General features: G+C 71.5%; 27 protein-coding genes. 21 read left to right on the top strand and 6 right to left on the bottom strand.

The features are described 5' to 3' along the window. Positions 1-159: 159 nt before the first annotated feature. The 7 genes from hrcA (at position 160) to ABD374_RS22800 (ending at position 6,740) form a co-directional block, all read left to right on the top strand. A complete protein-coding gene (hrcA, locus tag ABD374_RS22830; RefSeq protein WP_344497773.1) occupies positions 160-1,176 on the top strand; it encodes a heat-inducible transcriptional repressor HrcA in 1,017 nt (338 codons plus the stop codon). Next, positions 1,177-2,310 carry a molecular chaperone DnaJ gene (gene dnaJ / locus ABD374_RS22825; protein ID WP_344497463.1) on the top strand — a complete coding sequence of 378 codons (1,134 nt, stop codon included), beginning with the start codon at positions 1,177-1,179 and terminating at the stop codon, positions 2,308-2,310. A gap of 188 nt (positions 2,311-2,498) precedes the next feature. Continuing rightward, the gene (locus ABD374_RS22820) at positions 2,499-3,581 is read left to right on the top strand and encodes a nitronate monooxygenase (protein ID WP_344497462.1); all 1,083 of its coding nucleotides are present in this window, start codon (positions 2,499-2,501) and stop codon (positions 3,579-3,581) included. Then, positions 3,578-4,321, top strand: a complete 744-nt coding sequence (locus tag ABD374_RS22815; RefSeq protein ID WP_344497461.1) for a 16S rRNA (uracil(1498)-N(3))-methyltransferase — start codon at positions 3,578-3,580, stop codon at positions 4,319-4,321. Before ABD374_RS22820 ends, ABD374_RS22815 begins: the two co-directional genes overlap by 4 nt. 116 nt (positions 4,322-4,437) lie before the next feature. Further along, on the top strand, positions 4,438-4,797 hold the full coding sequence (locus tag ABD374_RS22810; protein WP_344497460.1) for a histidine triad nucleotide-binding protein: 360 nt from the start codon (positions 4,438-4,440) through the stop codon (positions 4,795-4,797). Positions 4,798-4,807: 10 nt separating this feature from the next. Next, on the top strand, positions 4,808-5,716 hold the full coding sequence (locus tag ABD374_RS22805) for a ribonuclease Z (protein ID WP_344497459.1): 909 nt from the start codon (positions 4,808-4,810) through the stop codon (positions 5,714-5,716). A 31-nt stretch (positions 5,717-5,747) separates the two neighbouring features. Beyond that, positions 5,748-6,740, top strand: coding sequence for an adenosine deaminase (locus ABD374_RS22800; protein ID WP_344497458.1), 993 nt, complete (start codon positions 5,748-5,750; stop codon positions 6,738-6,740). Between the two features lie 120 nt (positions 6,741-6,860). Here ABD374_RS22800 and ABD374_RS22795 read toward each other — a convergent pair whose 3' ends face one another. Further along, positions 6,861-7,505 carry an RDD family protein gene (locus tag ABD374_RS22795; RefSeq protein WP_344497457.1) on the bottom strand — a complete coding sequence of 215 codons (645 nt, stop codon included), beginning with the start codon at positions 7,503-7,505 and terminating at the stop codon, positions 6,861-6,863. Positions 7,506-7,862: 357 nt separating this feature from the next. Here ABD374_RS22795 and ABD374_RS22790 point away from each other — a divergent pair, with 357 nt between their 5' ends. The 9 genes from ABD374_RS22790 to era all read left to right on the top strand — a co-directional run bounded on the left by ABD374_RS22790 (position 7,863) and on the right by era (position 14,672). After that, complete coding sequence (locus tag ABD374_RS22790) at positions 7,863-8,933, top strand: carbohydrate kinase family protein (RefSeq protein WP_344497772.1); 1,071 nt, start codon at positions 7,863-7,865, stop codon at positions 8,931-8,933. Between the two features lie 127 nt (positions 8,934-9,060). After that, positions 9,061-10,071: a PhoH family protein gene (locus ABD374_RS22785; RefSeq protein ID WP_344497456.1), complete on the top strand. Its 1,011-nt coding sequence runs from the start codon at positions 9,061-9,063 to the stop codon at positions 10,069-10,071. A 27-nt stretch (positions 10,072-10,098) separates the two neighbouring features. Beyond that, positions 10,099-10,596, top strand: a complete 498-nt coding sequence (gene ybeY, locus ABD374_RS22780) for an rRNA maturation RNase YbeY (RefSeq protein ID WP_344497455.1) — start codon at positions 10,099-10,101, stop codon at positions 10,594-10,596. After that, positions 10,593-11,879, top strand: a complete 1,287-nt coding sequence (locus ABD374_RS22775) for a hemolysin family protein (protein ID WP_344497454.1) — start codon at positions 10,593-10,595, stop codon at positions 11,877-11,879. Before ybeY ends, ABD374_RS22775 begins: the two co-directional genes overlap by 4 nt. Beyond that, positions 11,876-12,232 carry an MmcQ/YjbR family DNA-binding protein gene (locus ABD374_RS22770; RefSeq protein ID WP_344497453.1) on the top strand — a complete coding sequence of 119 codons (357 nt, stop codon included), beginning with the start codon at positions 11,876-11,878 and terminating at the stop codon, positions 12,230-12,232. Before ABD374_RS22775 ends, ABD374_RS22770 begins: the two co-directional genes overlap by 4 nt. A gap of 73 nt (positions 12,233-12,305) precedes the next feature. Beyond that, positions 12,306-12,527: a hypothetical protein gene (locus ABD374_RS22765; protein ID WP_425577307.1), complete on the top strand. Its 222-nt coding sequence runs from the start codon at positions 12,306-12,308 to the stop codon at positions 12,525-12,527. Positions 12,528-12,554: 27 nt separating this feature from the next. Continuing rightward, positions 12,555-12,920, top strand: a complete 366-nt coding sequence (locus tag ABD374_RS22760) for a cytidine deaminase (RefSeq protein WP_344497452.1) — start codon at positions 12,555-12,557, stop codon at positions 12,918-12,920. A 341-nt stretch (positions 12,921-13,261) separates the two neighbouring features. Further along, on the top strand, positions 13,262-13,621 hold the full coding sequence (locus ABD374_RS22755) for a transglycosylase family protein (RefSeq protein ID WP_425577306.1): 360 nt from the start codon (positions 13,262-13,264) through the stop codon (positions 13,619-13,621). Positions 13,622-13,730: 109 nt separating this feature from the next. Continuing rightward, complete coding sequence (gene era / locus ABD374_RS22750) at positions 13,731-14,672, top strand: GTPase Era (protein ID WP_344497451.1); 942 nt, start codon at positions 13,731-13,733, stop codon at positions 14,670-14,672. Positions 14,673-14,751: 79 nt separating this feature from the next. Here era and ABD374_RS22745 read toward each other — a convergent pair whose 3' ends face one another. Both ABD374_RS22745 and ABD374_RS22740 read right to left on the bottom strand, forming a co-directional pair. After that, entirely contained in the window at positions 14,752-15,018 is a 267-nt protein-coding gene (locus ABD374_RS22745) for a protealysin inhibitor emfourin (RefSeq protein ID WP_344497450.1), read from the bottom strand. A 26-nt stretch (positions 15,019-15,044) separates the two neighbouring features. Further along, positions 15,045-16,103, bottom strand: a complete 1,059-nt coding sequence (locus tag ABD374_RS22740) for a M4 family metallopeptidase (protein ID WP_344497449.1) — start codon at positions 16,101-16,103, stop codon at positions 15,045-15,047. Positions 16,104-16,398: 295 nt separating this feature from the next. Between ABD374_RS22740 and leuA the strand changes: the two genes are divergently transcribed. Then, positions 16,399-18,156, top strand: a complete 1,758-nt coding sequence (leuA, locus tag ABD374_RS22735; RefSeq protein ID WP_344497448.1) for a 2-isopropylmalate synthase — start codon at positions 16,399-16,401, stop codon at positions 18,154-18,156. A gap of 478 nt (positions 18,157-18,634) precedes the next feature. Continuing rightward, positions 18,635-19,330: a TerB family tellurite resistance protein gene (locus ABD374_RS22730; protein WP_425577305.1), complete on the top strand. Its 696-nt coding sequence runs from the start codon at positions 18,635-18,637 to the stop codon at positions 19,328-19,330. A gap of 115 nt (positions 19,331-19,445) precedes the next feature. Here the strand turns inward: ABD374_RS22730 and ABD374_RS22725 are convergent, their stop codons facing one another. Beyond that, a complete protein-coding gene (locus tag ABD374_RS22725) occupies positions 19,446-20,819 on the bottom strand; it encodes an FAD-dependent oxidoreductase (RefSeq protein WP_344497446.1) in 1,374 nt (457 codons plus the stop codon). 645 nt (positions 20,820-21,464) lie between these two features. Here ABD374_RS22725 and recO point away from each other — a divergent pair. Genes recO through ABD374_RS22705 form a run of 3 tightly spaced genes read left to right on the top strand, consistent with a single transcriptional unit; the run spans position 21,465 to position 23,301 of the window. Continuing rightward, complete coding sequence (recO, locus tag ABD374_RS22715; protein WP_344497444.1) at positions 21,465-22,211, top strand: DNA repair protein RecO; 747 nt, start codon at positions 21,465-21,467, stop codon at positions 22,209-22,211. Between the two features lie 26 nt (positions 22,212-22,237). Then, positions 22,238-23,065 (top strand): isoprenyl transferase, encoded by an 828-nt coding sequence (locus ABD374_RS22710; protein ID WP_344497443.1) that lies wholly within the window; start codon positions 22,238-22,240, stop codon positions 23,063-23,065. Between the two features lie 44 nt (positions 23,066-23,109). After that, entirely contained in the window at positions 23,110-23,301 is a 192-nt protein-coding gene (locus ABD374_RS22705) for a hypothetical protein (protein WP_344497442.1), read from the top strand. Positions 23,302-23,748: 447 nt separating this feature from the next. On the opposite strand, the gene ABD374_RS22700 is transcribed toward ABD374_RS22705, so the two are convergent. Continuing rightward, complete coding sequence (locus tag ABD374_RS22700; protein ID WP_344497441.1) at positions 23,749-24,168, bottom strand: Fur family transcriptional regulator; 420 nt, start codon at positions 24,166-24,168, stop codon at positions 23,749-23,751. A 65-nt stretch (positions 24,169-24,233) separates the two neighbouring features. After that, complete coding sequence (locus ABD374_RS22695) at positions 24,234-25,148, bottom strand: metal ABC transporter permease (RefSeq protein WP_344497440.1); 915 nt, start codon at positions 25,146-25,148, stop codon at positions 24,234-24,236. Between the last annotated feature and the right edge of the window lie 2 nt (positions 25,149-25,150).

The raw sequence follows: 25,150 nt of genomic DNA, 5'->3' as shown, positions 1-25,150 counted from the left end.
GGGTCCCCGCCCGCTGAACAGGGCCGTCGCGGGGTAAGGTGACCGGCCGCCCTTGCTAGGTGTGCACCTCGCCGCCGTACACTGGCCCGGGGATTGCTGGCACTCCCCCGCAGTGAGTGCCAGACAGACGCCAACGACCGACAGCTGGAGGTGTGCGCGATGCTCAGCGAACGCAGACTCGAGGTGCTGCGCGCCATCGTCCAGGACTACGTGGGCACCGAGGAGCCCGTCGGCTCCAAGGCGCTCACCGAGCGGCACAAGCTCGGCGTCTCCCCGGCCACGGTCCGCAACGACATGGCCGTCCTGGAGGACGAGGGCTTCATCGCCCAGCCGCACACGAGCGCCGGGCGCATCCCGACGGACAAGGGCTACCGGCTGTTCGTCGACAAGCTCGCGGGTGTCAAGCCCCTGTCGTCGCCCGAGCGCCGCGCCATCCAGAACTTCATGGACGGAGCGGTCGACCTCGACGACGTGGTGGCCCGTACGGTCCGGCTGCTCGCGCAGCTGACCCGGCAGGTCGCCGTCGTGCAGTACCCGTCGCTGACCCGCTCGACGGTGCGGCACGTGGAACTCCTCTCGCTGGCCCCGGCCCGTCTGATGCTCGTGCTCATCACGGACACCGGACGGGTCGAGCAGCGCATGATCGACTGCCCCGCGCCGTTCGGCGAGACGTCCCTGGCGGACCTGCGGGCCCGGCTCAACAGCCGGGTCGTGGGACGCCGCTTCGCGGACGTACCGCAGCTGGTGCAGGACCTTCCCGAATCCTTCGACAAGGAGGACCGGGGAACCGTTTCGACGGTCCTGTCCACTCTCCTGGAGACCCTGGTCGAGGAGACCGAGGAGCGGCTGATGATCGGCGGCACCGCCAATCTGACCCGCTTCGGACATGATTTCCCCCTCACCATCCGGCCGGTGCTGGAGGCGCTTGAGGAGCAGGTCGTGCTCCTCAAGCTGCTGGGTGAGGCAACGGACTCGGGCATGACCGTACGAATCGGGCACGAGAACGCCCATGAGGGGCTCAGCTCCACGTCCGTCGTCGCGGTCGGCTACGGTTCGGGCGACGAAGCAGTCGCCAAACTCGGCGTGGTCGGACCGACCCGCATGGACTACCCCGGAACGATGGGAGCGGTACGCGCAGTGGCACGTTACGTCGGACAGATCCTGGCGGAGTCGTAAGTGGCCACCGACTACTACGCCGTACTCGGCGTACGCCGCGACGCGTCCCAGGACGAGATCAAGAAGGCATTCCGGCGGCTGGCGCGCGAGCTCCACCCGGACGTGAATCCCGATCCCAAGACGCAGGAGCGCTTCAAGGAGATCAACGCCGCGTACGAGGTGTTGTCGGACCCGCAGAAGAAGCAGGTCTACGACCTCGGCGGCGACCCCCTCTCGCAGGCGGGCGGCGGAGCCGGCGGCTTCGGCCAGGGCGGCTTCGGGAACTTCTCGGACATCATGGACGCGTTCTTCGGCACGGCGTCGCAGCGCGGCCCGAGGTCGCGCACGCGGCGCGGCCAGGACGCGATGATCCGGCTGGAGATCGACCTCAACGAGGCGGCCTTCGGCACGACCAAGGACATCCAGGTCGACACGGCCGTCGTGTGCACGACGTGCTCGGGCGAGGGCGCCGCACCCGGCACCTCCGCCCAGACCTGTGACATGTGCCGCGGCCGCGGTGAGGTCTCGCAGGTCACCCGGTCCTTCCTGGGCCAGGTCATGACCTCGCGCCCCTGCCCGCAGTGCCAGGGCTTCGGCACGGTCGTACCGACCCCGTGCCCGGAGTGCGCCGGTGACGGGCGCGTGCGCTCGCGCCGGACGCTGACGGTCAAGATCCCGGCCGGTGTCGACAACGGCACCCGGATCCAGCTCGCGGGCGAGGGCGAGGTCGGCCCCGGCGGCGGCCCCGCCGGTGACCTGTACGTCGAGATCCACGAGCTGCCGCACGCGGTGTTCCAGCGGCGCGGCGACGACCTGCACTGCACGGTCACCATCCCGATGACGGCGGCGGCGCTGGGCACGAAGTGCCCGCTGGAGACGCTCGACGGAGTGGAGGAGATCGACGTACGGCCCGGCACGCAGTCCGGCCAGTCGATCCCGCTGCACGGGCGCGGTGTCACGCACCTGCGGGGCGGTGGCCGCGGCGACCTGATCGTGCACGTCGAGGTGCTGACTCCGACGAAGCTGGACGCGCAGCAGGAGGACCTGATGCGCCAGCTCGCGAAGCTGCGCGGCGAGGAGCGCCCGACGGGCCAGTTCCAGCCGGGGCAGCAGGGTCTCTTCTCGCGGCTGAAGGACGCGTTCAACGGGCGGTAGGCGCGGGCGGGCCCGGCCGGGGGTCCGGGGGGCGTCCCCCGGGGGGTGCGGTCGGCCGGGGCGGCAGGGTCTCTTCTCGCGGCTGAAGGACGCGTTCGACGGGCGGCAGGCACGCGGCCGGGGCTCCGGGGGCCGCCCCCGGGTAACGGCGATTCGGCGCAGTGCGGAGGGCATGAAACTATGCGTTCATGTCCTCCGCACTGACCGATCTCTGCCGTTATCCGATCGTGCAGGCCCCCATGGCGGGCGGCGCCTCCAGTCCTCAACTCGTCGCCGCCGTCTGTGACGCCGGCGGCCTCGGGTTCCTCGCCGCCGGGTACAAGACCGCGGACGGCATGTACGAGGAGATCAAGCAGCTGCGGGGCCTGACCGGCCGGCCCTTCGGCGTCAATCTCTTCATGCCGCAGCCGAGCCACGCGGACCCGGCGTCCGTGGAGGTCTACCGCCACCAGCTCGCCGGTGAGGCCGACTGGTACGAAACCCCCCTCGGCGAATCCGACCACTGCACCGACGACGGCTACGAAGCCAAGCTCGCCATCCTCCTCGACGATCCCGTTCCCGTCGTCTCCTTCACCTTCGGCTGCCCCGCCCGCCCCGTCCTCGACTCCTTCGCGAAGGCCGGCACCCTCACCGTCGTGACCGTCACCACGCCCGAAGAGGCCCAGGTCGCGCAGTGGAGCGGCGCCGACGCCGTGTGCGTCCAGGGCATCGAGGCCGGCGGCCACCAGGGGACGCACCGCGACGACCCCCAGAACGACGGCGCGGGCATCGGCCTGCTGTCCCTCGTCACACAGGTGCGCGAGACCGTGCAGCTGCCGATCGTCGCGGCGGGCGGCCTGATGCGCGGCGCGCAGATCGCCGCGGTCCTCGCGCTGGGCGCGGACGCCGCGCAGCTCGGCACGGCATTCCTGGTCTGCCCCGAGTCCGGCGCCAACGTCCTGCACAAGCAGGCCATGACCAACCCGCTGTTCGTCCGTACGGAACTCACCCGGGCGTTCTCGGGACGCCCCGCCCGCGGCCTGGTGAACCGCTTCATGCGCGAGCACGGCCCGTACGCCCCCGCCGCCTACCCCCAGGTGCACCACATCACCTCCGGCCTGCGCAAGGCCGCGGCCAAGGCGGGCGACCCCCAGGGCATGGCGCTGTGGGCGGGGCAGGGGCACCGGATGGCGCGCGAGATGCCCGCCGGGCAGCTGGTCGAGGTCCTCGCGGCCGAGACCGACGCGGCGCGCGCGGCGCTGGCCCTGCGCGGCGCGGGCGGCGCGGCATGACGGCGCCGGTGTTCGTCGTCGACGCCGTACCGGCGAAGGGGCCGTACGTACTGGAAGGCCCCGAGGGGCGGCACGCCGTCTCGGTGCGGCGGCTGCACGCGGGCGAGGACGTCGTACTGACGGACGGGCGCGGCACGGGGGCGGTGGCCGTGGTGGTGGCCGCCGAGGGCAAGGACCGGCTCGTCGTCGAGGTGACGGACGTGACGGCGGAGCCGGAGCCGTCCCCGCGCGTCACCGTCGTCCAGGCGCTGCCCAAGGGCGACCGCGGCGAGGTGGCCGTCGAGACCATGACGGAGACCGGCGTCGACGCGATCGTGCCGTGGCAGGCGTCGCGCTGCATCACGCAGTGGCGCGGCGACCGGGGCGCCAAGTCCCTCGCCAAGTGGCGGGCCACCGCGCGCGAGGCGGGCAAGCAGTCGCGCAGGCTGCGCTTCCCCGAGGTCGCGGACGCGCTGACGACCAGGCAGGCCGCCGCACTCGTGGCCACGGCGGACTTCGCGGCCGTACTGCACGAGGACCCGTCGGTGGGCAGCGGGGCGCTGGCCACCGCGGACCTCCCCGGCGCGGGTTCCATCGTGCTCGTCGTGGGGCCCGAAGGGGGCGTGTCCCCGGAGGAGTTGGCGGTCTTCGCCGAGGCCGGGGCGGAGCCGTACCGGCTGGGGCGCAGTGTGCTGCGTACGTCGACCGCCGGCACGGCGGCCGCCGCGCTGCTGCTGGGGCGCACCGGCCGCTGGTCCTGACGGGGCATTTCCCGCCCCGGGGCCGTGGCACGGACGGATAGCATGCGGCCATACTCGATCAACGCATGAGCACATCGGTACATGCTGATCCAGCCGCATCCGAGGAGGCCGGGACCATGACGGGACAACCGCAGGCGGACTGTCTGTTCTGCAAGATCGTCGCAGGTGAGGTGCCCGCGACGGTCGTCCGTGAGACGGAGACGACCGTCGCGTTCCGCGACATCAACCCCCAGGCCCCGACGCACGTCCTGGTCATCCCCAAGGCGCACCACCCGGACGCCGCCTCGTTGGCCGCCGCCGAGCCGCGGGTCCTCGCGGACGTGCTGGCCGAGGCGGGCAGGGTCGCCGAGGACGAGAAGATCGACCGGACCGGCTACCGCGTCGTCTTCAACACCGGCGCGGGCGCGGGCCAGACCGTCTTCCACGCGCACGCCCATGTCCTCGGCGGACGCGGCCTCAACTGGCCCCCCGGATAAGGCAGTTCCTGTGTCCGTACGAGAACTCGTGGTCCTCGGCACCGCCAGTCAGGTCCCCACCCGGCACCGCAACCACAACGGTTACTTCCTGCGCTGGGACGGCGAGGGCATCCTCTTCGATCCCGGCGAGGGCACCCAGCGCCAGATGCTGCGGGCCGGCGTGGCCGCGCACGACATCAACCGGATCTGTGTCACGCACTTCCACGGCGACCACTCGCTCGGCCTCGCCGGGGTGATCCAGCGCATCAACCTCGACCGCGTCCCGCACCCCGTCGCCGCGCACTACCCGGCGAGCGGGCAGCGCTTCTTCGACCGCCTGCGGTACGCCACGGCCTACCGCGAGACGGTGCGGCTGACCGAGGCGCCGGTCGCCGCCGACGGCGCGGTGGCCACGGGTCCGTCGTACGTCCTCGACGCGTGCAGGCTCTCGCACCCCGTGGAGTCGTACGGCTACCGGCTCACCGAGCCCGACGGGCGCCGTATGCTGCCCGCGCTGCTCGCCGAGCACGGCATCAAGGGCCCCGACGTCGGCCGCATCCAGCGCGAGGGCCGGCTCGGCGACGTGACGCTCGGGCAGGTCAGCGAGGTGCGGCGCGGGCAGCGTTTCGCGTTCGTCATGGACACCAGGCTCTGCGACGGGGTGCACGCCCTCGCCGAGGGCTGCGACATGCTCGTCATCGAGTCGACCTTCCTCGACGAGGACGAGCAACTGGCCGTCGAGCACGGCCACCTGACGGCGGGACAGGCGGCTCGGGCGGCGCGCGACGCCGGCGTGCGCCACCTGGTCCTCACCCACTTCTCGCAGCGCTACAGCGAGCCCGAAGCCTTCGAACGCCAGGCCCGCGCGGCCGGCTTCGACGGCGAACTGACCGTCGCCGCCGACCTGCTGCGGGTCCCCCTCCCCAAGCGCCATCCGTGAACCCCTGAATCCCTGAACGAGAAGACCCCCCATGCACCTCCCCAAGGCCGAACTCCACCTCCACATCGAAGGCACCCTCGAACCCGAGCTGGCCTTCGAGCTCGCTGAGCGGGGCGGCGTGCAACTCCCCTACGCCACCACCGAGGAGCTCCGCCGCGCCTACCGCTTCGACGACCTCCAGTCCTTCCTCGACCTGTACTACGCGCTCATGGCCGTCCTGCGCACCGAGGACGACTTCGACCGGCTCGCCGACGCCTACCTGGCGCGGGCGGCCGGACAGGGCGTACGGCACGCGGAGATCTTCTTCGACCCGCAGGCGCACACCGCGCGCGGGGTGGAGATCGGCACGGTCGTCGAGGGCCTGGCCCGCGCCCTGGACCGGAGCGAGGAGCGGTACGGGATCTCCACGCAGCTGATCATGTGCTTCCTGCGCGACCGGTCCGCCGAGTCGGCGCTGGAGACCCTGGAGGCCGCCAAGCCGTACCTGCACCGGATCGCGGCCGTCGGCCTGGACTCGGCGGAGGTCGGCAATCCGCCGTCGAAGTTCCGCGAGGTGTACGAGGCGGCCGCCGCGCTGGGGCTGCGCAAGGTCGCGCACGCGGGGGAGGAGGGCCCGCCGGCGTACGTCTGGGAGGCCCTGGACGTCCTCGGCGTCGAGCGAGTCGACCACGGGCTGCGCTCCATGGAGGACCCGGAGCTCGTCGAACGGCTGGTGCGGGACCGGGTGCCGTTGACGCTGTGCCCGCTGTCGAACGTACGGCTGCGGGCCGTCGACACCCTGGAGGAGCACCCGCTGAAGGAGATGATGGAGGCCGGGCTGCTGGTCACCGTGAACTCCGACGACCCCGCCTACTTCGGAGGTTACGTCGGCGACACCTTCCACGCGGTGCACGAGGCGCTCGACCTCGGCCGGGAGCAGCTGCGCGAGATCGCCCGCAACTCCTTCCTGGCGGCCTTCCTCGACCACGACGAGGAGCGCAGGGCGGCGTACCTCGCAGAGGTCGACGCGTACGTCTTCCCGTAGGCGCGTCCTCCCGTGGGCGGCGGTCCGCGGGGCCGGACGTCCGGAGGGCGTGCCACCCGCACCGGCGGGTGGCACGCCCTCCGGACGCGGAGCGGCGCGAAAACGCCGAGCGCGGTGCGCTCAGCCCTTGCCGACCTGGATGACGACGGTGCTGCACACCTTGTCGGCGAAGGTCTGCTTCTTGTCGTCCCACAGCGGCCACAGCCAGCCCAGGTAGCACGCGATGCTGTCCAGGAAGTGGGCCAGCTTGCGGACGAAGGCCATGCCGAAACCGAGGGGGAGGCCGTCCCGCTCCCGGCGGAGGCTGATCCCGAGGACCTTCTTGCCGGTGGACTGGCCGGTCTTCCCCTCCTTGTAGAGCTGGAAGAAGGCCATCGCGAAGGCGTACAGCATGCCGACGAGGCCCAGGACTCCCGGGGTGGTCGGGTCTTCGCTGCCCGCGAGGTCGATGAAGCCCAGCGCGTACATCGGACCGGCGATGATCAGCATGTCGAGCAGGTAGGCGCCGACCCGCTGTCCCCAGTTGGCCAGCGGAGGCAGACCGGCTCCGGGCATGCCCGGCATGCCGGCCGGCGGGTAGGCCCCGTAGGGAGGCTGCTGCGGGTACCCGTACTGCGGAGGCATGCCCTGCGGCGGTACGCCCTGCGGGGCCTGCTGCGGGTAGCCGTAACCGGCGGGCTGGCCCTGCTGCGGGTAGCCGTAGCCGGCGGGCTGGCCCTGCGGTGGCTGCTGGGCGTACGGGTTGTTGGGGTCGCCAAAGCTCACGGCGGGATACCTCCGGGGTGTTCCAGGGGCCGGGCGGTGCGGACAGCCGATGCGGTCCGCGGCCGGCAAAGCGTTGATCAGCGGCCCCATACTTTCCGAGCGGGGACGGGAAGTCGAACCGCGCCCGGCCGGCCGCCTCGCGCGGGGCCGGGGACCACGGGGCACGGACGGCACCCGCGTCGCTCCGCGGACGTGGCGAAGCGCCGTCGCACGGCCGCGATCCCCCGTGGGCGCGTATCGGGCACACTGGCCTGAATCCGCACCACACCACGGGAGCACAGGGTGAGCACGGCGAGAAAGCACGCAGCGGCGACGGACCACACCAGGCAGCAGGACGGGGCCACGCACCTCGATCCCCTGGACGGGCTCCGCGCCCCCGACGGCCCCCGCTGCGACGTGTTCCTCACCGGCACGGTCTTTCTCGACATCATCTTCACCGGCCTCGACAGCGCCCCCGTGCGCGGCACCGAGTCCTGGGCGCGCGGCATGGGCTCCAGCCCCGGAGGCGTCGCCAACATGGCCACCGCGCTGGCCCGGCTCGGCCTGAACACGTCGCTGGCCGCCGCCTTCGGCGACGACCACTACGGGGAGTACTGCTGGGACGCCCTCGCCGACGGCGAGGGCATCGACCTGGACATGTCCCGGACCGTCCCCGGCTGGCACTCACCGGTCACCGTCTCCATGGCGTACGAGGGCGAGCGGACCATGGTGTCCCACGGCCACGAGGCCCCGCCGCCCGCCGAACCCGGCCCCTTCCCCGACTGCCCGCCCCGCGCGCGGGCCGCCGTCGCCGCGCTCACCCCCGGCCGCACCGAGGAGTGGATCGCCTCGGCCGCCCGCCGCGGCGCCAGGATCTTCGCCGACGTGGGCTGGGACGAGACGGGCCGCTGGGACCTGGCGGGCCTCACCGGCCTGGAGCACTGCGAGGCGTTCCTGCCCAACGCCGAGGAGGCGATGCGCTACACCCGCACCGACTGCCCGCGCGCCGCCGCCCGTGCCCTGGCCGGCAAGGTGCCGGTCGCGGTGGTCACGCTGGGCGCGGAGGGGGCGTACGCCGTGGACGGCTCGACCGGGGAGACCGCCGAGGTCCCCGCCATCGACGTCGAGGCGCTCGACCCGACCGGAGCCGGTGACGTCTTCGTCGCCGGATTCGTCACCGGTACGCTCGCGGGCTGGCCGCTCGCCGACCGCCTGGCCTTCGCCGGACTGACCGCCGCCCTGTCGGTGCAGGAGTTCGGCGGGTCCCTGTCGGCGCCCGGCTGGTCGGAGATCGCGGGCTGGTGGGAGCGGGTACAGGCGCTCGACGGGCAGGACCCCCAGGCACTGCGCCGCTACGCCTTCCTGGACGAGCTCCTGCCGGCCGCGGCGGTCCGTGTGTGGCCCCTGCGCAGGGCGGTCCCGACGATCGGCTTCCGCAGGGCGCAGTGAGCCGAGCGCTGCCGCGCCGAAAAGCTCTCGGTCTTGCCGGTGCACCGACGTAGGCTTGATGTTCCAGAGGTTGTCGATCGGCGAGAACCCTGCAACAGGAGGTATGCGCAGGCCATAGTGCCGGCCCATGACTCAGACACCCACACAACCGCAGGCCCGCGCCCAGTTCACCGTCCCGGACAGGCACCCCATGGTGATGGTTCTGGGTTCCAGCGACTCCCTGTTGCGCGTGATCGAGAACGCCTTCCCCGGCGTGGACATCCACGTCAGGGGGAACGAGGTCAGCACGACCGGTGACGCGACCGAGGTCGCCCTGGTCCAGCGCCTGCTGGCCGAGATGATGCTGGTGCTCCGCACCGGACAGCCGATGACGGAGGACTCAGTGGAACGATCGATCGCCATGCTCAGAGCGGCCGACGGCGCCGTCGCGGGAGCGGTCACCGAGACCCCGGCCGAGGTGCTCACCCAGAACATCCTCTCCAGCCGCGGCCGCACCATCCGCCCCAAGACGCTGAACCAGAAGCGGTACGTCGACGCCATCGACAAGCACACGATCGTCTTCGGCATCGGCCCCGCCGGTACGGGCAAGACCTACCTCGCCATGGCCAAGGCGGTCCAGGCCCTTCAGTCCAAGCAGGTCAACCGGATCATCCTGACCAGGCCCGCCGTCGAGGCGGGCGAGCGGCTCGGCTTCCTGCCCGGCACGCTCTACGAGAAGATCGACCCCTACCTGCGCCCGCTCTACGACGCCCTGCACGACATGATCGACCCCGACTCGATCCCGCGCCTGATGGCGGCGGGCACGATCGAGGTCGCCCCGCTGGCGTACATGCGGGGCCGGACCCTCAACGACGCGTTCATCATCCTCGACGAGGCGCAGAACACCAGCGCCGAGCAGATGAAGATGTTCCTGACGAGGCTCGGCTTCGACTCGAAGATCGTCATCACGGGCGACGTCACCCAGGTCGACCTGCCCGGCGGGACCAAGAGCGGTCTGCGCCAGGTGCAGGGCATCCTGGAGGGCCTCGACGACGTGCACTTCTCCCGCCTCACGTCGCAGGACGTGGTCCGGCACAAGCTGGTCGGCCGTATCGTCGACGCGTACGAGAAGTACGACGACAGCCAAAAAGGGCTGTGACGGACGAGCAGGGGTAGAACCAGCACCATGTCGATCGACGTCAACAACGAGTCCGGAACCGAGGTCGACGAGCAGGCGATCCTCGACATCGCCCGCTACGCACTCGCCCGGATGCGGATCCACCCGCTCTCCGAGCTCTCGGTGATCGTCGTGGACACGGCCGCCATGGAGCAGCTCCACATCCAGTGGATGGACCTCCCGGGCCCGACCGATGTCATGTCCTTCCCGATGGACGAACTGCGTCCGCCGTCCAAGGACGACGAGGAGCCCCCGCAGGGGCTCCTCGGTGACATCGTGCTCTGCCCCGAGGTCGCCCGGAAGCAGGGCGAGGACGCGGAGACGCAGCACTCCATGGACGAGGAGCTCCAGCTCCTCACCGTCCACGGCGTGCTGCACCTGCTCGGCTACGACCACGAGGAGCCGGACGAGAAGGCCGAGATGTTCGGCCTCCAGGCGGCCATCGTGGACGGCTGGCGGTCGGAGAAGGGCCTGACCGGTCCGTCCCCCGCGCCGACCGTTTCATGACCGCGCAACTGATCACGGGCGCGGTCCTGCTCGTCGTGGTCGCCTGGCTGGCGGCCTGCGCCGAGGCCGGCATCGCCCGCGTCTCCACCTTCCGGGCCGCCGAGGCCGTACGGTCGGGCCGGCGCGGCGGCGCCAGGCTGGCGCAGGTCGCCTCCGACCCGACCCGCTACCTGAACGTGGCCCTGCTGATGCGGGTGGCCTGCGAAATGGCCGCCGGGGTCCTCGTCACGTACGCCTGCCTGCGGGAGTTCGACGCGACCTGGAAGGCGCTGACCGTCGCCATCGTGGTGATGGTCCTCGTCTCGTACGTCGCCGTCGGCGTCTCCCCGCGCACCATCGGCCGCCAGCACCCCATGAACACGGCGACCGCCTCCGCGTACGTCCTGCTGCCGCTCGCCCGCGTCATGGGCCCCGTCCCGCAACTGCTGATCCTCATCGGCAACGCGCTGACCCCCGGCAAGGGCTTCCGCAAGGGCCCCTTCGCCAGCGAGGCCGAGCTGCGCGCGATGGTCGACCTGGCCGAGCAGGAGTCCCTGATCGAGGACGACGAGCGCCGCATGGTGCACTCCGTCTTCGAGCTCGGTGACACGCTCGTACGCGAAGTCATGGTCCCCAGGACCGACCTGGTCTCCATCGAGCGCTTCAAGACGATCCGTCAGGCCCTCACCCTCGCCCTGCGCTCCGGTTTCTCCCGCATACCGGTGACCGGCGAGAACGAGGACGACATCGTCGGCATCGTCTACCTCAAGGACCTGGTCCGCAGGACCCACATCAACCGCGACTCGGAGTCCGAACTGGTCTCCACCGCGATGCGCCCCGCCGTCTTCGTCCCCGACACGAAGAACGCGGGCGACCTGCTGCGCGAGATGCAGCAGGAGCGCAACCACGTCGCCGTCGTCATCGACGAGTACGGCGGCACGGCCGGCATCGTGACCATCGAGGACATCCTCGAAGAGATCGTCGGCGAGATCACCGACGAGTACGACCGCGAACTGCCGCCCGTCGAGGAGCTGGACGACGGCTGCTACCGGGTGACCGCCCGGCTCGACATCGGCGACCTCGGCGAGCTCTTCGGCTTCGACGAGTTCGACGACGAGGACGTGGAGACGGTCGGCGGGCTGCTCGCCAAGGCGCTCGGCCGGGTGCCGATCGCGGGCGCGTCCGTGACGGTGGACCTGCCCGACGGCCGTGTGCTGCGCCTGACCGCCGAGTCCCCGGCCGGCCGCCGGAACAAGATCGTCACGGTGCTGGTGGAGCCGGAGGAGAAGGAGGAGGCGGCATGACGCCGCAGGAACTCAGGGCGTTCTGCCTGGATTTCGGCGGGGCGGCCGAGGAGTTCCCCTTCGGCCCCGAGACCTCCGTCTTCAAGGTCCTCGGGAAGCTCTTCGCGCTCAGCGCCCTGGACGCGGAACCGCTCACGGTCAACCTCAAGTGCGACCCGGAGATCGCCCCGAGGCTCCGCGCGGAGCACGAGGAGATCGTCCCCGGGTGGCACATGAACAAGCGCCACTGGAACACGGTCACCGTCGACGGGCAGCTCCCGGACCGCATGGTCCGGGAGCTGATCGAGGACTCGTACGACCTGGTGGTGGCCGGCCTGCCGAAGGCGGAGCGCCTGCGGCTCGACCGGGCCTGACCGCCGCTTCCCCCTCCGCGGCCCCGCACTCACCGCCGCCACCAGCACGACCACCGCGTCCCCGGCGAGCACGGTGTGTACGCCGCCGGAGAGCGCGCGCGACAGCGCGCCCGGCGGCCAGCTCCGCAAGGAGAGGGAACACCCCGTCGCCGGCACGCTGGTCATGGAGCCGGCCCGCCCCGGCCTGGCGATCGTGCCGCACACGCCACTCCCGGAGGCGGACACGGCGGCGAAGCCGGAGGGGCCGGCCTCACCGGAGGGGCGGCGCGGCTCGATGCACCCGGTCGCGGGCTGAGCGGTGGCCGCTCCCTATGCTCGGGGCATGACTGAGACCACGCCGAGCACCGGACTCGACGCCGAGGACCGCAAGATCATCACGCTGGCGCGGAGCGCGCGTGCCCGCAACGGGGTGCCGGAGGGAGCGGCCGTACGGGACGAGACGGGACGTACGTACGTCGCCGGAACCGTCGCACTGGACTCCCTCCGGCTCAGCGCGCTGCGCACCGCGGTCGCGATGGCCGTCGCGAGCGGCGCGAAGTCGCTGGAGGCGGCGGCGGTGGTGACGGCGGCGGATTCCGTGCCGGCGGAGGACCGCGCGGCGGTACGGGATCTCGGCGGCCCCGGAACGCCGGTCCTGCTGGCGGGCCCCGACGGCGCCCTGCGGGAGAGCGTGGCGGCCGGCGCCTAGGGCGCGGCGCTGCCCGCTCCGCCCCGGGCCCCGGGCAACCGTGGCCGGTGTGGCGGTGGTCTCGTGTGACGAGGCGCACTCCTGCCGCCGCGGGGGCCGGGGGGCCCTCGCAGCGGCGCCGGGCGGCCCCGGCGGGACGCTCGTGCCGCCAGGGCCGTGGGACCTTCGACCCGGGTCTTGCGGCCCGCGCCCGAGCTGTCAAGGGGCGGGGCCGGAAGGCCCGCGCGTGCTCCCGAAGGACCGTGGATCCCGGCGCCCCGCGTTGCGACGGTGGAGTACATGCCCAGCAGGGAGCCTCCGCTCCGAGGGCAGCCCCCCGCCCCCGAACAAAGGTCACCCACGTGTTCTCCTCCCTGACCCGCACCGCCCTGCGCCGCCGCGTCACCGGTTCCTTCGTCGCCGCGGGAGCCACCGGCATGCTGGTTCTCGCCGGCACCGGCAGCGCCTCCGCCGCCCCGACGGTCGACTGGTCCGCGGTCGCCCAGTGCGAGTCCGGCGGCGACTGGAACGCGAACACCGGCAACGGCTTCTCCGGCGGTCTCCAGTTCACCCAGTCCACCTGGGCCGCGTACGGCGGCACGAAGTACGCCGCGAGCGCCCACCAGGCCACCCCGCAGCAGCAGGCCGCCGTCGCCGACAAGGTCCTCCAGGGCCAGGGCATCGGCGCCTGGCCGGTGTGCGGCGCCAAGGCCGGCCTCTGACAGCAGGAGCCGCCCCCGCGGCCGGTTCCGGCACCCGGGGCCGCCCCCGCGTGAGCCGCCGGGCCGACACTGGTCGGCCCGGCGGCGTACATCGGGGAGAATGACACGCATGAGCGCTCGCACCCAGTCTTCCGAGGCCCCCCACCGGGCCGGCTTCGCCTGCTTCGTCGGCCGCCCCAACGCGGGCAAGTCCACCCTGACGAACGCTCTGGTCGGCCAGAAGGTGGCCATCACCTCCAGCCGCCCGCAGACCACGCGTCACACCGTGCGCGGCATCGTGCACCGTCCCGAGGCGCAGCTGATCCTGGTCGACACCCCGGGGCTCCACAAGCCGCGCACGCTGCTGGGCGAGCGGCTCAACGACGTCGTACGGACCACCTGGGCCGAGGTCGACGTGATCGGCTTCTGCCTGCCCGCCGACCAGAAGCTCGGCCCCGGCGACAAGTTCATCGCCAAGGAGCTCGCGGGCATCAAGAAGACGCCGAAGGTCGCGATCGTCACCAAGACCGACCTCGTCGACTCCAAGCAGCTCGCCGAGCAGCTCATCGCCATCGACCAGCTCTCCAAGGAGCTCGGCTTCGAGTGGCAGGAGATCGTTCCGGTCTCCGCCGTCGGCGGCAGCCAGGTCTCGCTCCTCGCCGACCTGCTGATCCCGCTGCTGCCCGAGAGCCCGCCGCTCTACCCCGAGGGCGACCTCACCGACGAGCCGGAGATGGTGATGGTCGCGGAGCTGATCCGCGAGGCCGCCCTCGAAGGCGTACGGGACGAACTGCCGCACTCCATCGCGGTCGTCGTCGAGGAGATGCTGCCGCGCGAGGACCGCCCGGCGGACAGGCCGCTGCTGGACATCCACGCGAACGTCTACATCGAGCGCCCCAGCCAGAAGGGCATCATCATCGGCCCCAAGGGCCAGCGCCTGAAGGACGTCGGGACGAAGTCGCGCAAGCAGATCGAGGCGCTGCTGGGCACCCCGGTCTTCCTGGACCTGCACGTGAAGGTCGCGAAGGACTGGCAGCGCGACCCGAAGCAGCTGCGCAAGCTGGGGTTCTGAGCCGGCGGTCCTGCCCGGCCGACGCCGGGCGCCCCTTGGGTTCCGGGCGCCCGGGCCCCTTCCCGCACGCCCCCTTCCCTCAGGCCCCTTCCTTCAGGACCTGCGAGATCAGCCGGCTCTGGGCCTCGGTCAGCCGCGGGTCCGCGCAGTACACGGTCCTGCCGTCGACCGTGATCCGGTAGCTGAAGCCGTCCGGTACGCCGCCGGGCGGCGTGCCCCGGCCCTCGGCGACCGCCTCCTCCGCCAGGGTCTGCCACTCGCCCGCGTCGGCCCGTCCGGAGGTGTCCACCTCGGCGTACCGTTCGATGCCGGCGAATCCGCCCGTGCGCCTCACCCCGATCCGCATGGCTTCCGTTCTAGTACGGATACGGCTCAGCCGGTAGGCACCCCGACCCGGGACCACGCTTTCAGCAGGGCCTCCCGTTCCGCGCCGTCACCGAAACGGGTGTGCGCGGCCGCCACGGTGGCCCGCGCGAAGTCGGCGAAGTCCGCGTCCGCCCGGAGGCTCCCTGCGGTCAGGGTGTCGTACCAGATCTGCCCCGCCCGCTCCCACGCCTTGCCGCCGAGGGCGGTGGCGAGCAGGTAGAAGGCGTGGTTGGGGATGCCGGAGTTGATGTGGACGCCGCCGTTGTCCCGGGAGGTGTGGACGTAGCCGTCCATCGTCGCGGGCTGCGGGTCCTTGCCGAGCAGGTCGTCGTCGTACGCCGTGCCGGGCGCCTTCAGGGAGCGCAGGGCCACTCCGGTGACCCGTTCGGTCAGCAGGCCCGCGCCGATCAGCCAGTCGGCCCGGTCGGCGCTCTGGTCGTCGACGTACTGCTTGACCAGGGAGCCGAAGACGTCGGACACGGACTCGTTGAGCGCGCCGGACTGGCCGAAGTACGTGAGGCCGGCCGTGTACTGCGTCACGCCGTGGGCCAGCTCGTGGGCGATGACGTCCACGGGGAGGGTGAAGTCGCGGAAGATCTCGTCACCGTCGCCGAAGACCATCTGCTGGCCGTCCCAGAAGGCGTTCCCGTAGTTCTCGCCGTAGTGGACGCTCGCGACGAGCGGCAGGCCGTTGCCGTCGACCGAATCGCGGCCGAACGCCTTCAGCAGCAGCTCGAAGGTCGCGCCGAGACCGGCATACGCCCGGTTGACGGTCGCGTCCGGGTGGGGCTCGTCGCCCTCGCCGCGCACCTTGCGGCCCGGCAGGCTCCGGAGGTGCTCCGCGTCGTGGACGGTGCGGTGGGGCGTGCGGGCGGCCGTGTCCCCGGGCGGGGCGGCCGGCGTGGCCCCGAGCACCGGGGCGAACTGGCGGCGGGCGCGCTGCGCGGCGTCCGTCTCGAGGGTCCGGCGGGCGGGGCCCGCGAGCGCGGGGTCGTCGGCCCGGGCCAGCTTGTCGAGGATGTGGGGCGGCACGATGGTGCACAGAACGGGATGCGTGGCCTTCATGACGGCAATGTGGCACTGCGTAACGCACATGTCGCCCCTTGTCACCGGGATTGACGAAATCGAGTGAAGGATCACTCTCAACCCCTTATCGGCAACCGGTCCCGCATACTGATACAGGACCGGCGTTTCCGGCGCCCCTGGGCTAGGCTGCGGCACATCATGCGTTACGGGCTGCTCCTCCTTAGCTGCCGCGGCGAGGGTCTGTAGTTATAGGCCGACCCCCTCCCCGCGGAGTCTGGTGCTGCAGCGACACCGTCGGCCGTCCCCTCCGCAGGACACCGAGGAGCCCCACGCAATGAACGCCCCTGTTGGACGTCCCACGCCGATCACCAACGCGACGCAGCTGCAGAAGCCGTCCGGGATGCCGGTCCACAAGTACCGCCCGTACGAGGCCGTCGAGATCCCCGACCGCACATGGCCGGACCGGCGGATCACCAAGGCGCCCCGCTGGCTGTCCACCGACCTGCGCGACGGCAACCAGGCCCTGATCGACCCGATGTCCCCCGCCCGCAAGCGCGAGATGTTCGACCTGCTGGTGCGCATGGGCTACAAGGAGATCGAGGTCGGCTTCCCCTCGTCCGGCGAGACCGACTTCAACTTCGTACGCTCCATCATCGAAGAGGGCGCGATCCCCGAGGACGTGACGATCTCCGTCCTGACCCAGGCGCGCGAAGAGCTGATCGAGCGGACCGTGGAGTCGCTGGTCGGTGCCCGCCGCGCCACTGTGCACCTGTACAACGCCACCGCGCCGACCTTCCGCCGCGTCGTCTTCCGCGGCTCCAAGGAGCAGGTCAAGCAGATCGCCGTGGACGGCACGCGGCTGGTCATGGAGTACGCCGACAAGCTGCTGGGCCCGGAGACGGTCTTCGGCTACCAGTACAGCCCGGAGATCTTCACCGACACCGAGCTGGACTTCGCGCTGGAGGTCTGCGAGGCCGTCTGTGACGTGTGGCAGCCGGAGGAGGGCCGGGAGATCATCCTCAACCTGCCCGCCACCGTGGAGCGTTCGACCCCGTCCACGCACGCGGACCGCTTCGAGTGGATGTCCCGCAACCTGTCCCGGCGGGCGTACGTCTGTCTGTCCGTGCACCCGCACAACGACCGGGGCACCGCCGTCGCCGCCGCCGAGCTGGCGATCATGGCGGGCGCCGACCGCATCGAGGGCTGCCTGTTCGGGCAGGGCGAGCGCACCGGCAACGTCGACCTGGTCACCCTGGGCATGAACCTCTTCTCCCAGGGCGTCGACCCGCAGATCGACTTCTCGCAGATCGACGAGATCCGCCGCACCAGCGAGTACTGCAACCAGATGGAGGTCCACCCGCGCCACCCCTACGCGGGCGACCTGGTCTACACCGCCTTCTCCGGCTCCCACCAGGACGCCATCAAGAAGGGCTTCGACGCGATGGAGGCCGAGGCGGCCGCCGCCGGCAGGACGGTCGACGAGATCGAGTGGGCCGTGCCGTACCTGCCCATCGACCCGAAGGACGTGGGGCGTTCGTACGAGGCGGTCATCCGGGTCAACTCGCAGTCCGGCAAGGGCGGCATCGCGTACGTCCTGAAGAACGACCACAAGCTGGACCTGCCGCGCCGCATGCAGATCGAGTTCTCCCGGATCATCCAGGCCAAGACGGACGCCGAGGGCGGCGAGGTCACGCCGAAGGCGATCTGGTCGGTCTTCCAGGACGAGTACCTGCCCAACCCGGACAACGCCTGGGGGCGCATCCAGCTGCGCTCCGGCCAGACCACCACCGACACGGACGGCCAGGACACGCTGACCGTCGAGGCGGTCGTGGACGGCGTCGACACCGTGCTGACCGGCACCGGCAACGGCCCGATCTCGGCCTTCTTCGAGGCGCTGGGCGCGGTCGGCGTGGACGCCAGGCTGCTGGACTACCAGGAGCACACGATGAGCGAGGGCGCGAGCGCCCAGGCCGCGTCGTACATCGAGTGCGCGATCGACGGCAAGGTGCTGTGGGGCATCGGCATCGACGCCAACACCACGCGCGCCTCGCTGAAGGCGGTCGTGTCGGCGGTGAACAGGGCCACGCGCTAAGGGGGACGGGGACCCCGGTCCTCGCACCTCGTACGGGCGGACGCCGGGCGGGCCGAGGAATCGGCCCGCCCGGCGTCCGCGTATGTGAGGTGCGTCACGGCTTCAGGTTCGATTAAGGAAGATCATGGGCTGATGCCCGGATTCCTGGCACATGAGGGTAGTTGACGGTACGTCAGGGGGTGACGGAAGGCCGGCCCAGTCCACTCGGACATCTCTTCGCACCTGCCTCGACCTGGAGTTCCGCATGCGTGCGTCCGCTGTCGCCGCCGCCGCGGTCCTGGCCGGTGGCGGACTCGTCGCGTACTCGGTGCGCCGCCGCCGCGCCCAGGCCGGTTCCTGACCTCACGTTTTGTCCGGCCCCGTCCACCCGAACCGGTGTGCGGGGCCGCCACTCGTCGCGCCGGGGTACTGACGCCGCATCACTGATGTGGCTAACATCACGTCAAAGCGGCAGTGTTGCCGGACATGGAGGTGCGACGTGCTGCCAGTTCGAGGGCGGAAACGATACGTATGGGGCATGAGCACCGCTTGGAGCACCGTCGGTGACGGTGACTTCTTCTGCCCCGGCTGCGGCGGTGACCGCAACTACCGCCGCCGCACGGGCCGCAGGCGCCTCACCGTCCTCGGTGTCCCGCTGCTGCCGCGCGGCTACGCGGGCCCGGTCGTCGAATGCGCCGCCTGCCGGCACCACTTCAGCACCGACGCGCTCGACCACCCCACCTCCGCCCGCCTCTCCGCGATGCTGCGCGACGCCGTCCACACCGTCGCCCTCGCCGTACTCACCGCGGGCGGCACCTCCTCCCGTACGGTCAGGGTGACCGCCGTCGCCGCGGTGCGCGCGGCCGGCTTCGACGACTGCACCGAGGACCAGCTCACCACCCTCATCGACGCGCTCGCCGCCGACACCGGACGGCTTCCCGGGGCGTACGAAGGGGTCGACGAGCCCTGCGGCGCCGCGCTCGCCATCGAACTGCACGAGGCGCTCGGACCGCTGGCCCCGCACCTCGCTCCCGGCGGTCGCGAATCGATTCTGCTCCAGGGTGCCAGGATCGCCCTCGCCGACGGCCCGTACAGCCCGGCCGAGCGCGAGGTGCTGACGACCGTGGGCGGCGCGCTGCTGATCCGCCCCGAGGACACGGTCCGGCTGCTGGAGACCGCCCGCACGCCGTCCTGAACCGCCCGCCGCTCACCCCTGCCCTGCTCCCCGGCGAGCAGGGCGGCCCCGGCGGTCCGACCGGCCGTGGACGCCAGGTCCTCGCCCTGGCCGTCCGGGGCCCGGTCCCCCGGGCTCAGTCCCGAGCCGGGGCCCGGCTCGCCCGCAGCATCGCCTCGCGGTCCACGATCTTCACGCGCTCGCGTCCCTCGGCGGCGCCCAGCGCGCGCTCGGCGCTGTCGAGGTGGTGCCAGCCCTCCCACGTCGTGTACGCCACGTCCCTGGCCGCGAGGAAGTCCACCACGGCGTCCTCGGCGGGTGCGGCGGGCGCGGGCAGGCGGCCCGCGCCGTGGTCCGCCAGCAGGTTGGCGACGGTCTCGTTGGCGTCGCCCTTGGTGTGGCCGATGAGGCCGACGGGGCCGCGCTTGATCCACCCCGTGACGTACGTCGACGTGAGGTGCTCGCCCGCCTCGACGACGCGGCCGCCCTCGTGCGGAACGGTGCCGGTGGTGAAGTCGAAGGGCAGCTTGGGCAGTTCGTCGGAGAGGTAGCCGACCGCCCGGTAGACGGCCTGCACGTCCCACGTCTGCGTCTCGCCGGTTCCGGTGACGTTGCCCGTGCCGTCGAGGCGGGTCCGCTCGGTGCGCAGTCCGACGACCCTGCCGTCCTCGCCGACGACCTCGGTGGGCGACTCGAAGAAGTGCAGGAAGAGCTTGTGGGGCCGGTCGCCGACGTCCCGGATCGCCCAGTTCTCCAGCGTTTTGGCGACCATGTCGGCCTGCTTGTTGGCGCGGCGGGTGGCGATGCTGCCCTCGTCGTAGTCGATGTCCTCGGGGTTGACGATGACTTCGATGTTCGGGGAGTGGTCGAGCTCGCGCAGCTCCATCGGGCTGAACTTCGCCTGCGCGGGGCCGCGCCGCCCGAAGACGTGGATCTCGCGCGCCCTGTTGGCGGCGAGGCCGTCGTGGACGTTCGGCGGGATCTCGGTGGGCAGCAGTTCGTCGGCGGTCTTGGCGAGGATGCGGGCCACGTCCAGGGCCACGTTGCCGACGCCGAGGACGGCGACCTTCTCGGCCTCCAGCGGCCAGGTGCGCGGGACGTCCGGGTGGCCGTCGTACCAGGAGACGAAGTCGGCCGCCCCGTACGAGCCGTCCAGCCCGATGCCGGGGATGTCCATCGCCCGGTCGGCACTCGCGCCGGTGGAGAAGATCACCGCGTCGTAGAACGTGCGGAGGTCGTCCAGGCCGATGTCGGACGGGTAGTCGACGTTGCCGAAGAGGCGTGTCTGCGGCTTGTCGAGGACCTGGTGCAGGGCGGTGATGATGCCCTTGATGCGGGGGTGGTCGGGCGCGACGCCGTAACGGATCAGACCGAAGGGCGCGGGCATCCGCTCGAAGAGGTCGATGGAAACGCCGGGCTCGGAGGCCGCCTCGGATTTCAGCAGGGCGTCGGCGGCGTAGATCCCGGCGGGGCCGGCACCGACGATCGCTATCCGCAGGGGGCGGGGCATGGGGGTTCCCTTCGAGCGGCGACAACTGGACAACTGTCTCAAGCGTCACCCTAGGCAGGAAAATACCCGGTCAGGTACCTGACTCCTGCCTATGACCTCATAAGCCGTACTTATGACTTCTCATAGGTCGCCTTGATGGGGGCGGGCTGCCGCATGTGTTGGCCATGGGTTAACTCCCTTGTGGTGACGACGGGTTGTAGAGCATGTCGTCCTGCCGATTTCCGATGCGTGGCCTCAAGGTGGGGGAAGAAAAGGGAAAAGGGTAAGAAAGAGGCGTGCATGGTGTCAAAGGGAATGGAAGAAGGCGATTACGTCATCGATACGCGCACCGGGCGCGTGGGGTGTGTCAGGGGGAACGAGGGGCCGCGGCTCCGGCTCCGGCCCGTCGTCGGCGGACGGGAATGGGACTGCCCTCCCGGCGACGCGCGTCCCGCCACCCTCGCCGAGACGATGCACGCCAAGGTCGCGGCGGCCAATGCCCTCAGCCGGCGTGGGCGGTGACCGGAGGGGAAGCGGCCCGGTGACCTGGGCCCGGTGGCACAGACCCGGTGGCACGGGATCGGCGAGACCGGCCCTGTGACGTACGCCATGCACTGCGGCGTCCGGTGAGGCGGGTGCGGCCGTGCGGTGGGCGAGAATGGACGTATGAGTCTGTTCCGCGACGACGGCATCGTGCTGCGCACCCAGAAGCTGGGCGAGGCGGACCGGATCATCACACTGCTCACCCGCGGTCACGGGCGGGTACGCGCCGTCGCGCGCGGGGTCCGGCGGACCAAGTCGAAGTTCGGGGCCCGCCTGGAGCCCTTCTCGCACGTCGACGTGCAGTTCTTCTCGCGCGGCAGCGAGCTGGTCGGGCGCGGACTGCCGCTGTGCACGCAGGGCGAGATCATCGCCCCGTACGGCGGTGGCATCGTCACGGACTACGCCCGCTACACCGCCGGTACGGCGATGCTGGAGACCGCCGAGCGGTTCACCGACCACGAGGGCGAGCCCGCCGTACAGCAGTACCTGCTGCTCGTCGGCGCCCTGCGTACCCTCGCCCGCGCCGAGCACGCCCCCCACCTGATCCTGGACGCCTTCCTGCTGCGCTCGCTCGCCGTCAACGGCTACGCGCCCAGCTTCACCGACTGCGCGCGCTGCGGCCTCGACGGGCCGAACCGGTTCTTCTCGGTGGCGGCCGGCGGCGTCGTGTGCGGCGACTGCCGGGTGCCCGGAAGCGTCGTACCCTCGGCGGAGGCCGTCGGTCTGCTCAGCGCGCTGCTCACGGGGGACTGGGAGACCGCGGACAGCTGCGAGGCCCGGCACGTCAGGGAGGGCAGCGGGCTGGTGTCGGCCTATCTGCACTGGCACTTGGAACGCGGACTGCGCTCGCTGCGGTACGTGGAGAAGTAGAGAAGTGAATCGAGGGAGAAAAGCTCATGGCGCGACGCGGGATTCTCGGCCGTAACCGGCGCGAATACAAGACGCCGGAACCGCACCCGTCCGGTGCGCGGCCGCCGAAGATCCCCGGCGAGCTGGTTCCGGAGCACGTGGCGATCGTCATGGACGGCAACGGCCGCTGGGCGAAGGAGCGCGGACTGCCGCGCACCGAGGGCCACAAGGTCGGCGAGGGCGTCGTGCTCGACGTGCTCAAGGGCTGCCTGGAAATGGGCGTCAAGAACCTCTCCCTGTACGCCTTCTCCACCGAGAACTGGAAGCGCTCGCCCGAGGAGGTGCGCTTCCTGATGAACTTCAACCGGGACGTCATCCGCCGCCGCCGGGACGAGATGGACGAGCTCGGCATCCGCATCCGCTGGACCGGCCGCATGCCGAAGATGTGGAAGTCCGTCGTCCAGGAGCTCCAGGTCGCCCAGGAGCAGACCAAGGACAACGACGCGATGACGCTGTACTTCTGCGTCAACTACGGCGGGCGCGCGGAGATCGCGGACGCGGCGCAGGCGATCGCGCGCGACGTCGCGGCGGGCAGGCTCGACCCGTCGAAGGTCAACGAGAAGACCCTGGCGAAGTACCTGTACTACCCGGACATGCCGGACGTGGACCTCTTCGTGCGCCCCAGCGGCGAGCAGCGCACGTCCAACTACCTGATCTGGCAGAGCGCGTACGCCGAGATGGTCTTCCAGGACGTCCTGTGGCCCGACTTCGACCGCCGCGACCTGTGGCGCGCCTGCGTCGAGTACGCCTCCCGCGACCGCCGCTTCGGCGGCGCCGTCCCGAACGAGGAGCAGCTCGCCGCGGGCAGCATGTAGGGCGGCGCGGACCCGCCCGGACGACGTGGCGAGGATTCCGCCCCATGGATGATCAGGGGCGGGACATGATCCAGGCCGCGGAGACCGTCGAGCTGACCTGCCGGCCGACGCGCGGCGACATCGCGGCGGGCATCCGGGTGCGCGACCGCGTCCGGCGGCCCGACGCGCTCCGGCGGGCGCTGGTCGCGGGGCTCGGCCTGCTGCTGACGATGCGCCGGGCGGCGCCGGGGCGATGAACGTCCTCGTGTACGGACCGGTCGCCCTGTTCGTCCGGTCGGCCCCGCGCCTCCGGGCCAGGCACGTGCTGCGCACGGCGGCGTGGCAGGGCGAACACCGTACGGCGAACACCGTACGGCGAACACCGTACGGCGAACACCGTACGGCGGTCACCGGCGCGGGCGTGTCGACCGCCGACGAGTACGTCGCTCCGACCATGCGCTGCTCGTTCTTCCGGGGCCACCAGGAGACCCGCGACCACGTCGTCCTGCTCACCGGCGACCCGAACGCCGCGGGCGTGGAGGCCCTCCCCGAGCGGGGACCCGGCGACCCGGCCGACGCGGAGCGACTGCCGGCGGTCCTCGCCCGCGACCTGCGGCGGCTCAGAGGGCTCAGGACACGCCTGCGTGCAACAAACACGGGAGGGCCCGCACCGGACGCGTCCGGCGCGGGCCCTCCCGTACGTCTCAGACCTTCGCCGCGCACTCCACACAGGTGCCGAAGATCTCCACGGTGTGGGCGACGTTCACGTACCCGTGCTGGGCCGCGATGGCCTCCGCCCACTTCTCGACCGCGGGGCCCTCGACCTCGACGGCCTTGCCGCACACCCGGCACACCAGGTGGTGGTGGTGCTCACCGCTGGAGCAGCGCCGGTACACCGCCTCGCCCTCGCTGGTGCGCAGTACGTCCACCTCGCCGGCGTCGGCGAGGGACTGCAGAGTGCGGTAGACCGTCGTCAGCCCGACCGAGTCGCCCCGGTGCTTGAGCATGTCGTGGAGCTCCTGCGCGCTGCGGAACTCGTCCACCTCGTCGAGCGCGGCCGCTACGGCGGCCCGCTGCCGGGTGGACCGGCCACGCACCGGGGATGGGGTTCCCGCAGTCGTCACAGGTGCCTCCTCTGGTCGCCCGTACGTATGCCGGGCCATTCTGCCAGGTCGTTGCCGACCGCCGGTCAGACCTTCACGTCGTCAGCCGGGCGCCGGGTGTCCGGCAGGCCGCCCGCCTCCACGCTACAGCCGCCCGCGGACCCGGTCCCCGCCCCGTCCAGGGCCCGTGCCCGGCGCCTCGCGAGGGGAGCGGCCAGCGCGGTCAGGACGAAGAAGGCGGCGATGGCCAGCAGCACGATCGTCGCGCCCGGCGGCACCTCGTACTCGTACGAGGTCACCGTGCCGGCCAGCGTCACGACCGTGCCGATGACCACGGACAGGACGAACGTGACCTTGAACGACCGGGTGATCTGCTGCGCCGCCGCCACCGGCACCACCATCAGCGCGCTGACCAGCAGCAGCCCGACGACGCGCATGGCGACGGTGACCGTGACGGCCGCGGTGACCGCGATCAGCAGATTCAGGGCGCGCACCGGCAGACCGGTCACCCGTGCGAACTCCTCGTCCTGACTGACCGCGAAGAGATGGCGCCGCAGACCGACAGTGACCAGCATCACAAAGGCGGCGAGCAGGCAGATCGCGACGACGTCCGCGTCCGAGACCGTCGACAGCGAACCGAAGAGGTACGAGGTGAGGTTCGAGTTGGAGCCGCCCGGCGCGAGGTTGATCAGCAGGACACCGCCCGCCATGCCGCCGTAGAAGAGCATGGCCAGCGCCATGTCGCCGCGCATGCGCCCGTACCAGCGGATCAGCTCCATCGCGACGGCGCCGGCGATCGAGACGAGCGCGGCCATCCACACCGGGTTGGCGCTCAGCAGGAAGCCGAGGCCGACGCCGGTCATCGCGACGTGGCCGATGCCGTCGCCCATCAGGGCCTGGCGGCGCTGCACGAGGTAGATGCCGACGGCGGGGGCGGTGACGCCGACGAGGACGGCGGCGAGCAGGGCCCGCTGCATGAAGGCTGTTTCGAGGATTTCCATCA

Origin of the sequence: Streptomyces enissocaesilis (assembly GCF_039533765.1) — a bacterium.
GTDB lineage: Bacteria > Actinomycetota > Actinomycetes > Streptomycetales > Streptomycetaceae > Streptomyces > Streptomyces enissocaesilis.
This window is presented reverse-complemented; position numbering and strand designations above follow the sequence as displayed.

What these genes read in the sequence shown, in the direction of transcription:
- ybeY (WP_344497455.1), top strand. Translation starts at nt 10,099, where the DNA reads ATGTCGATCGACGTCAACAACGAGTCCGGAACCGAGGTCGACGAGCAG.
- ABD374_RS22815 (WP_344497461.1), top strand. Translation starts at nt 3,578, where the DNA reads ATGACGGCGCCGGTGTTCGTCGTCGACGCCGTACCGGCGAAGGGGCCG.
- ABD374_RS22725 (WP_344497446.1), bottom strand. Translation starts at nt 20,819, where the DNA reads ATGCCCCGCCCCCTGCGGATAGCGATCGTCGGTGCCGGCCCCGCCGGG.
- recO (WP_344497444.1), top strand. Translation starts at nt 21,465, where the DNA reads ATGAGTCTGTTCCGCGACGACGGCATCGTGCTGCGCACCCAGAAGCTG.
- ABD374_RS22800 (WP_344497458.1), top strand. Translation starts at nt 5,748, where the DNA reads ATGCACCTCCCCAAGGCCGAACTCCACCTCCACATCGAAGGCACCCTC.
- ABD374_RS22775 (WP_344497454.1), top strand. Translation starts at nt 10,593, where the DNA reads ATGACCGCGCAACTGATCACGGGCGCGGTCCTGCTCGTCGTGGTCGCC.
- hrcA (WP_344497773.1), top strand. Translation starts at nt 160, where the DNA reads ATGCTCAGCGAACGCAGACTCGAGGTGCTGCGCGCCATCGTCCAGGAC.
- ABD374_RS22810 (WP_344497460.1), top strand. Translation starts at nt 4,438, where the DNA reads ATGACGGGACAACCGCAGGCGGACTGTCTGTTCTGCAAGATCGTCGCA.
- era (WP_344497451.1), top strand. Translation starts at nt 13,731, where the DNA reads ATGAGCGCTCGCACCCAGTCTTCCGAGGCCCCCCACCGGGCCGGCTTC.
- ABD374_RS22740 (WP_344497449.1), bottom strand. Translation starts at nt 16,103, where the DNA reads ATGAAGGCCACGCATCCCGTTCTGTGCACCATCGTGCCGCCCCACATC.
- ABD374_RS22710 (WP_344497443.1), top strand. Translation starts at nt 22,238, where the DNA reads ATGGCGCGACGCGGGATTCTCGGCCGTAACCGGCGCGAATACAAGACG.
- ABD374_RS22785 (WP_344497456.1), top strand. Translation starts at nt 9,061, where the DNA reads ATGACTCAGACACCCACACAACCGCAGGCCCGCGCCCAGTTCACCGTC.
- ABD374_RS22760 (WP_344497452.1), top strand. Translation starts at nt 12,555, where the DNA reads ATGACTGAGACCACGCCGAGCACCGGACTCGACGCCGAGGACCGCAAG.
- ABD374_RS22820 (WP_344497462.1), top strand. Translation starts at nt 2,499, where the DNA reads ATGTCCTCCGCACTGACCGATCTCTGCCGTTATCCGATCGTGCAGGCC.
- ABD374_RS22745 (WP_344497450.1), bottom strand. Translation starts at nt 15,018, where the DNA reads ATGCGGATCGGGGTGAGGCGCACGGGCGGATTCGCCGGCATCGAACGG.
- leuA (WP_344497448.1), top strand. Translation starts at nt 16,399, where the DNA reads ATGAACGCCCCTGTTGGACGTCCCACGCCGATCACCAACGCGACGCAG.
- ABD374_RS22770 (WP_344497453.1), top strand. Translation starts at nt 11,876, where the DNA reads ATGACGCCGCAGGAACTCAGGGCGTTCTGCCTGGATTTCGGCGGGGCG.
- ABD374_RS22705 (WP_344497442.1), top strand. Translation starts at nt 23,110, where the DNA reads ATGGATGATCAGGGGCGGGACATGATCCAGGCCGCGGAGACCGTCGAG.
- ABD374_RS22695 (WP_344497440.1), bottom strand. Translation starts at nt 25,148, where the DNA reads ATGGAAATCCTCGAAACAGCCTTCATGCAGCGGGCCCTGCTCGCCGCC.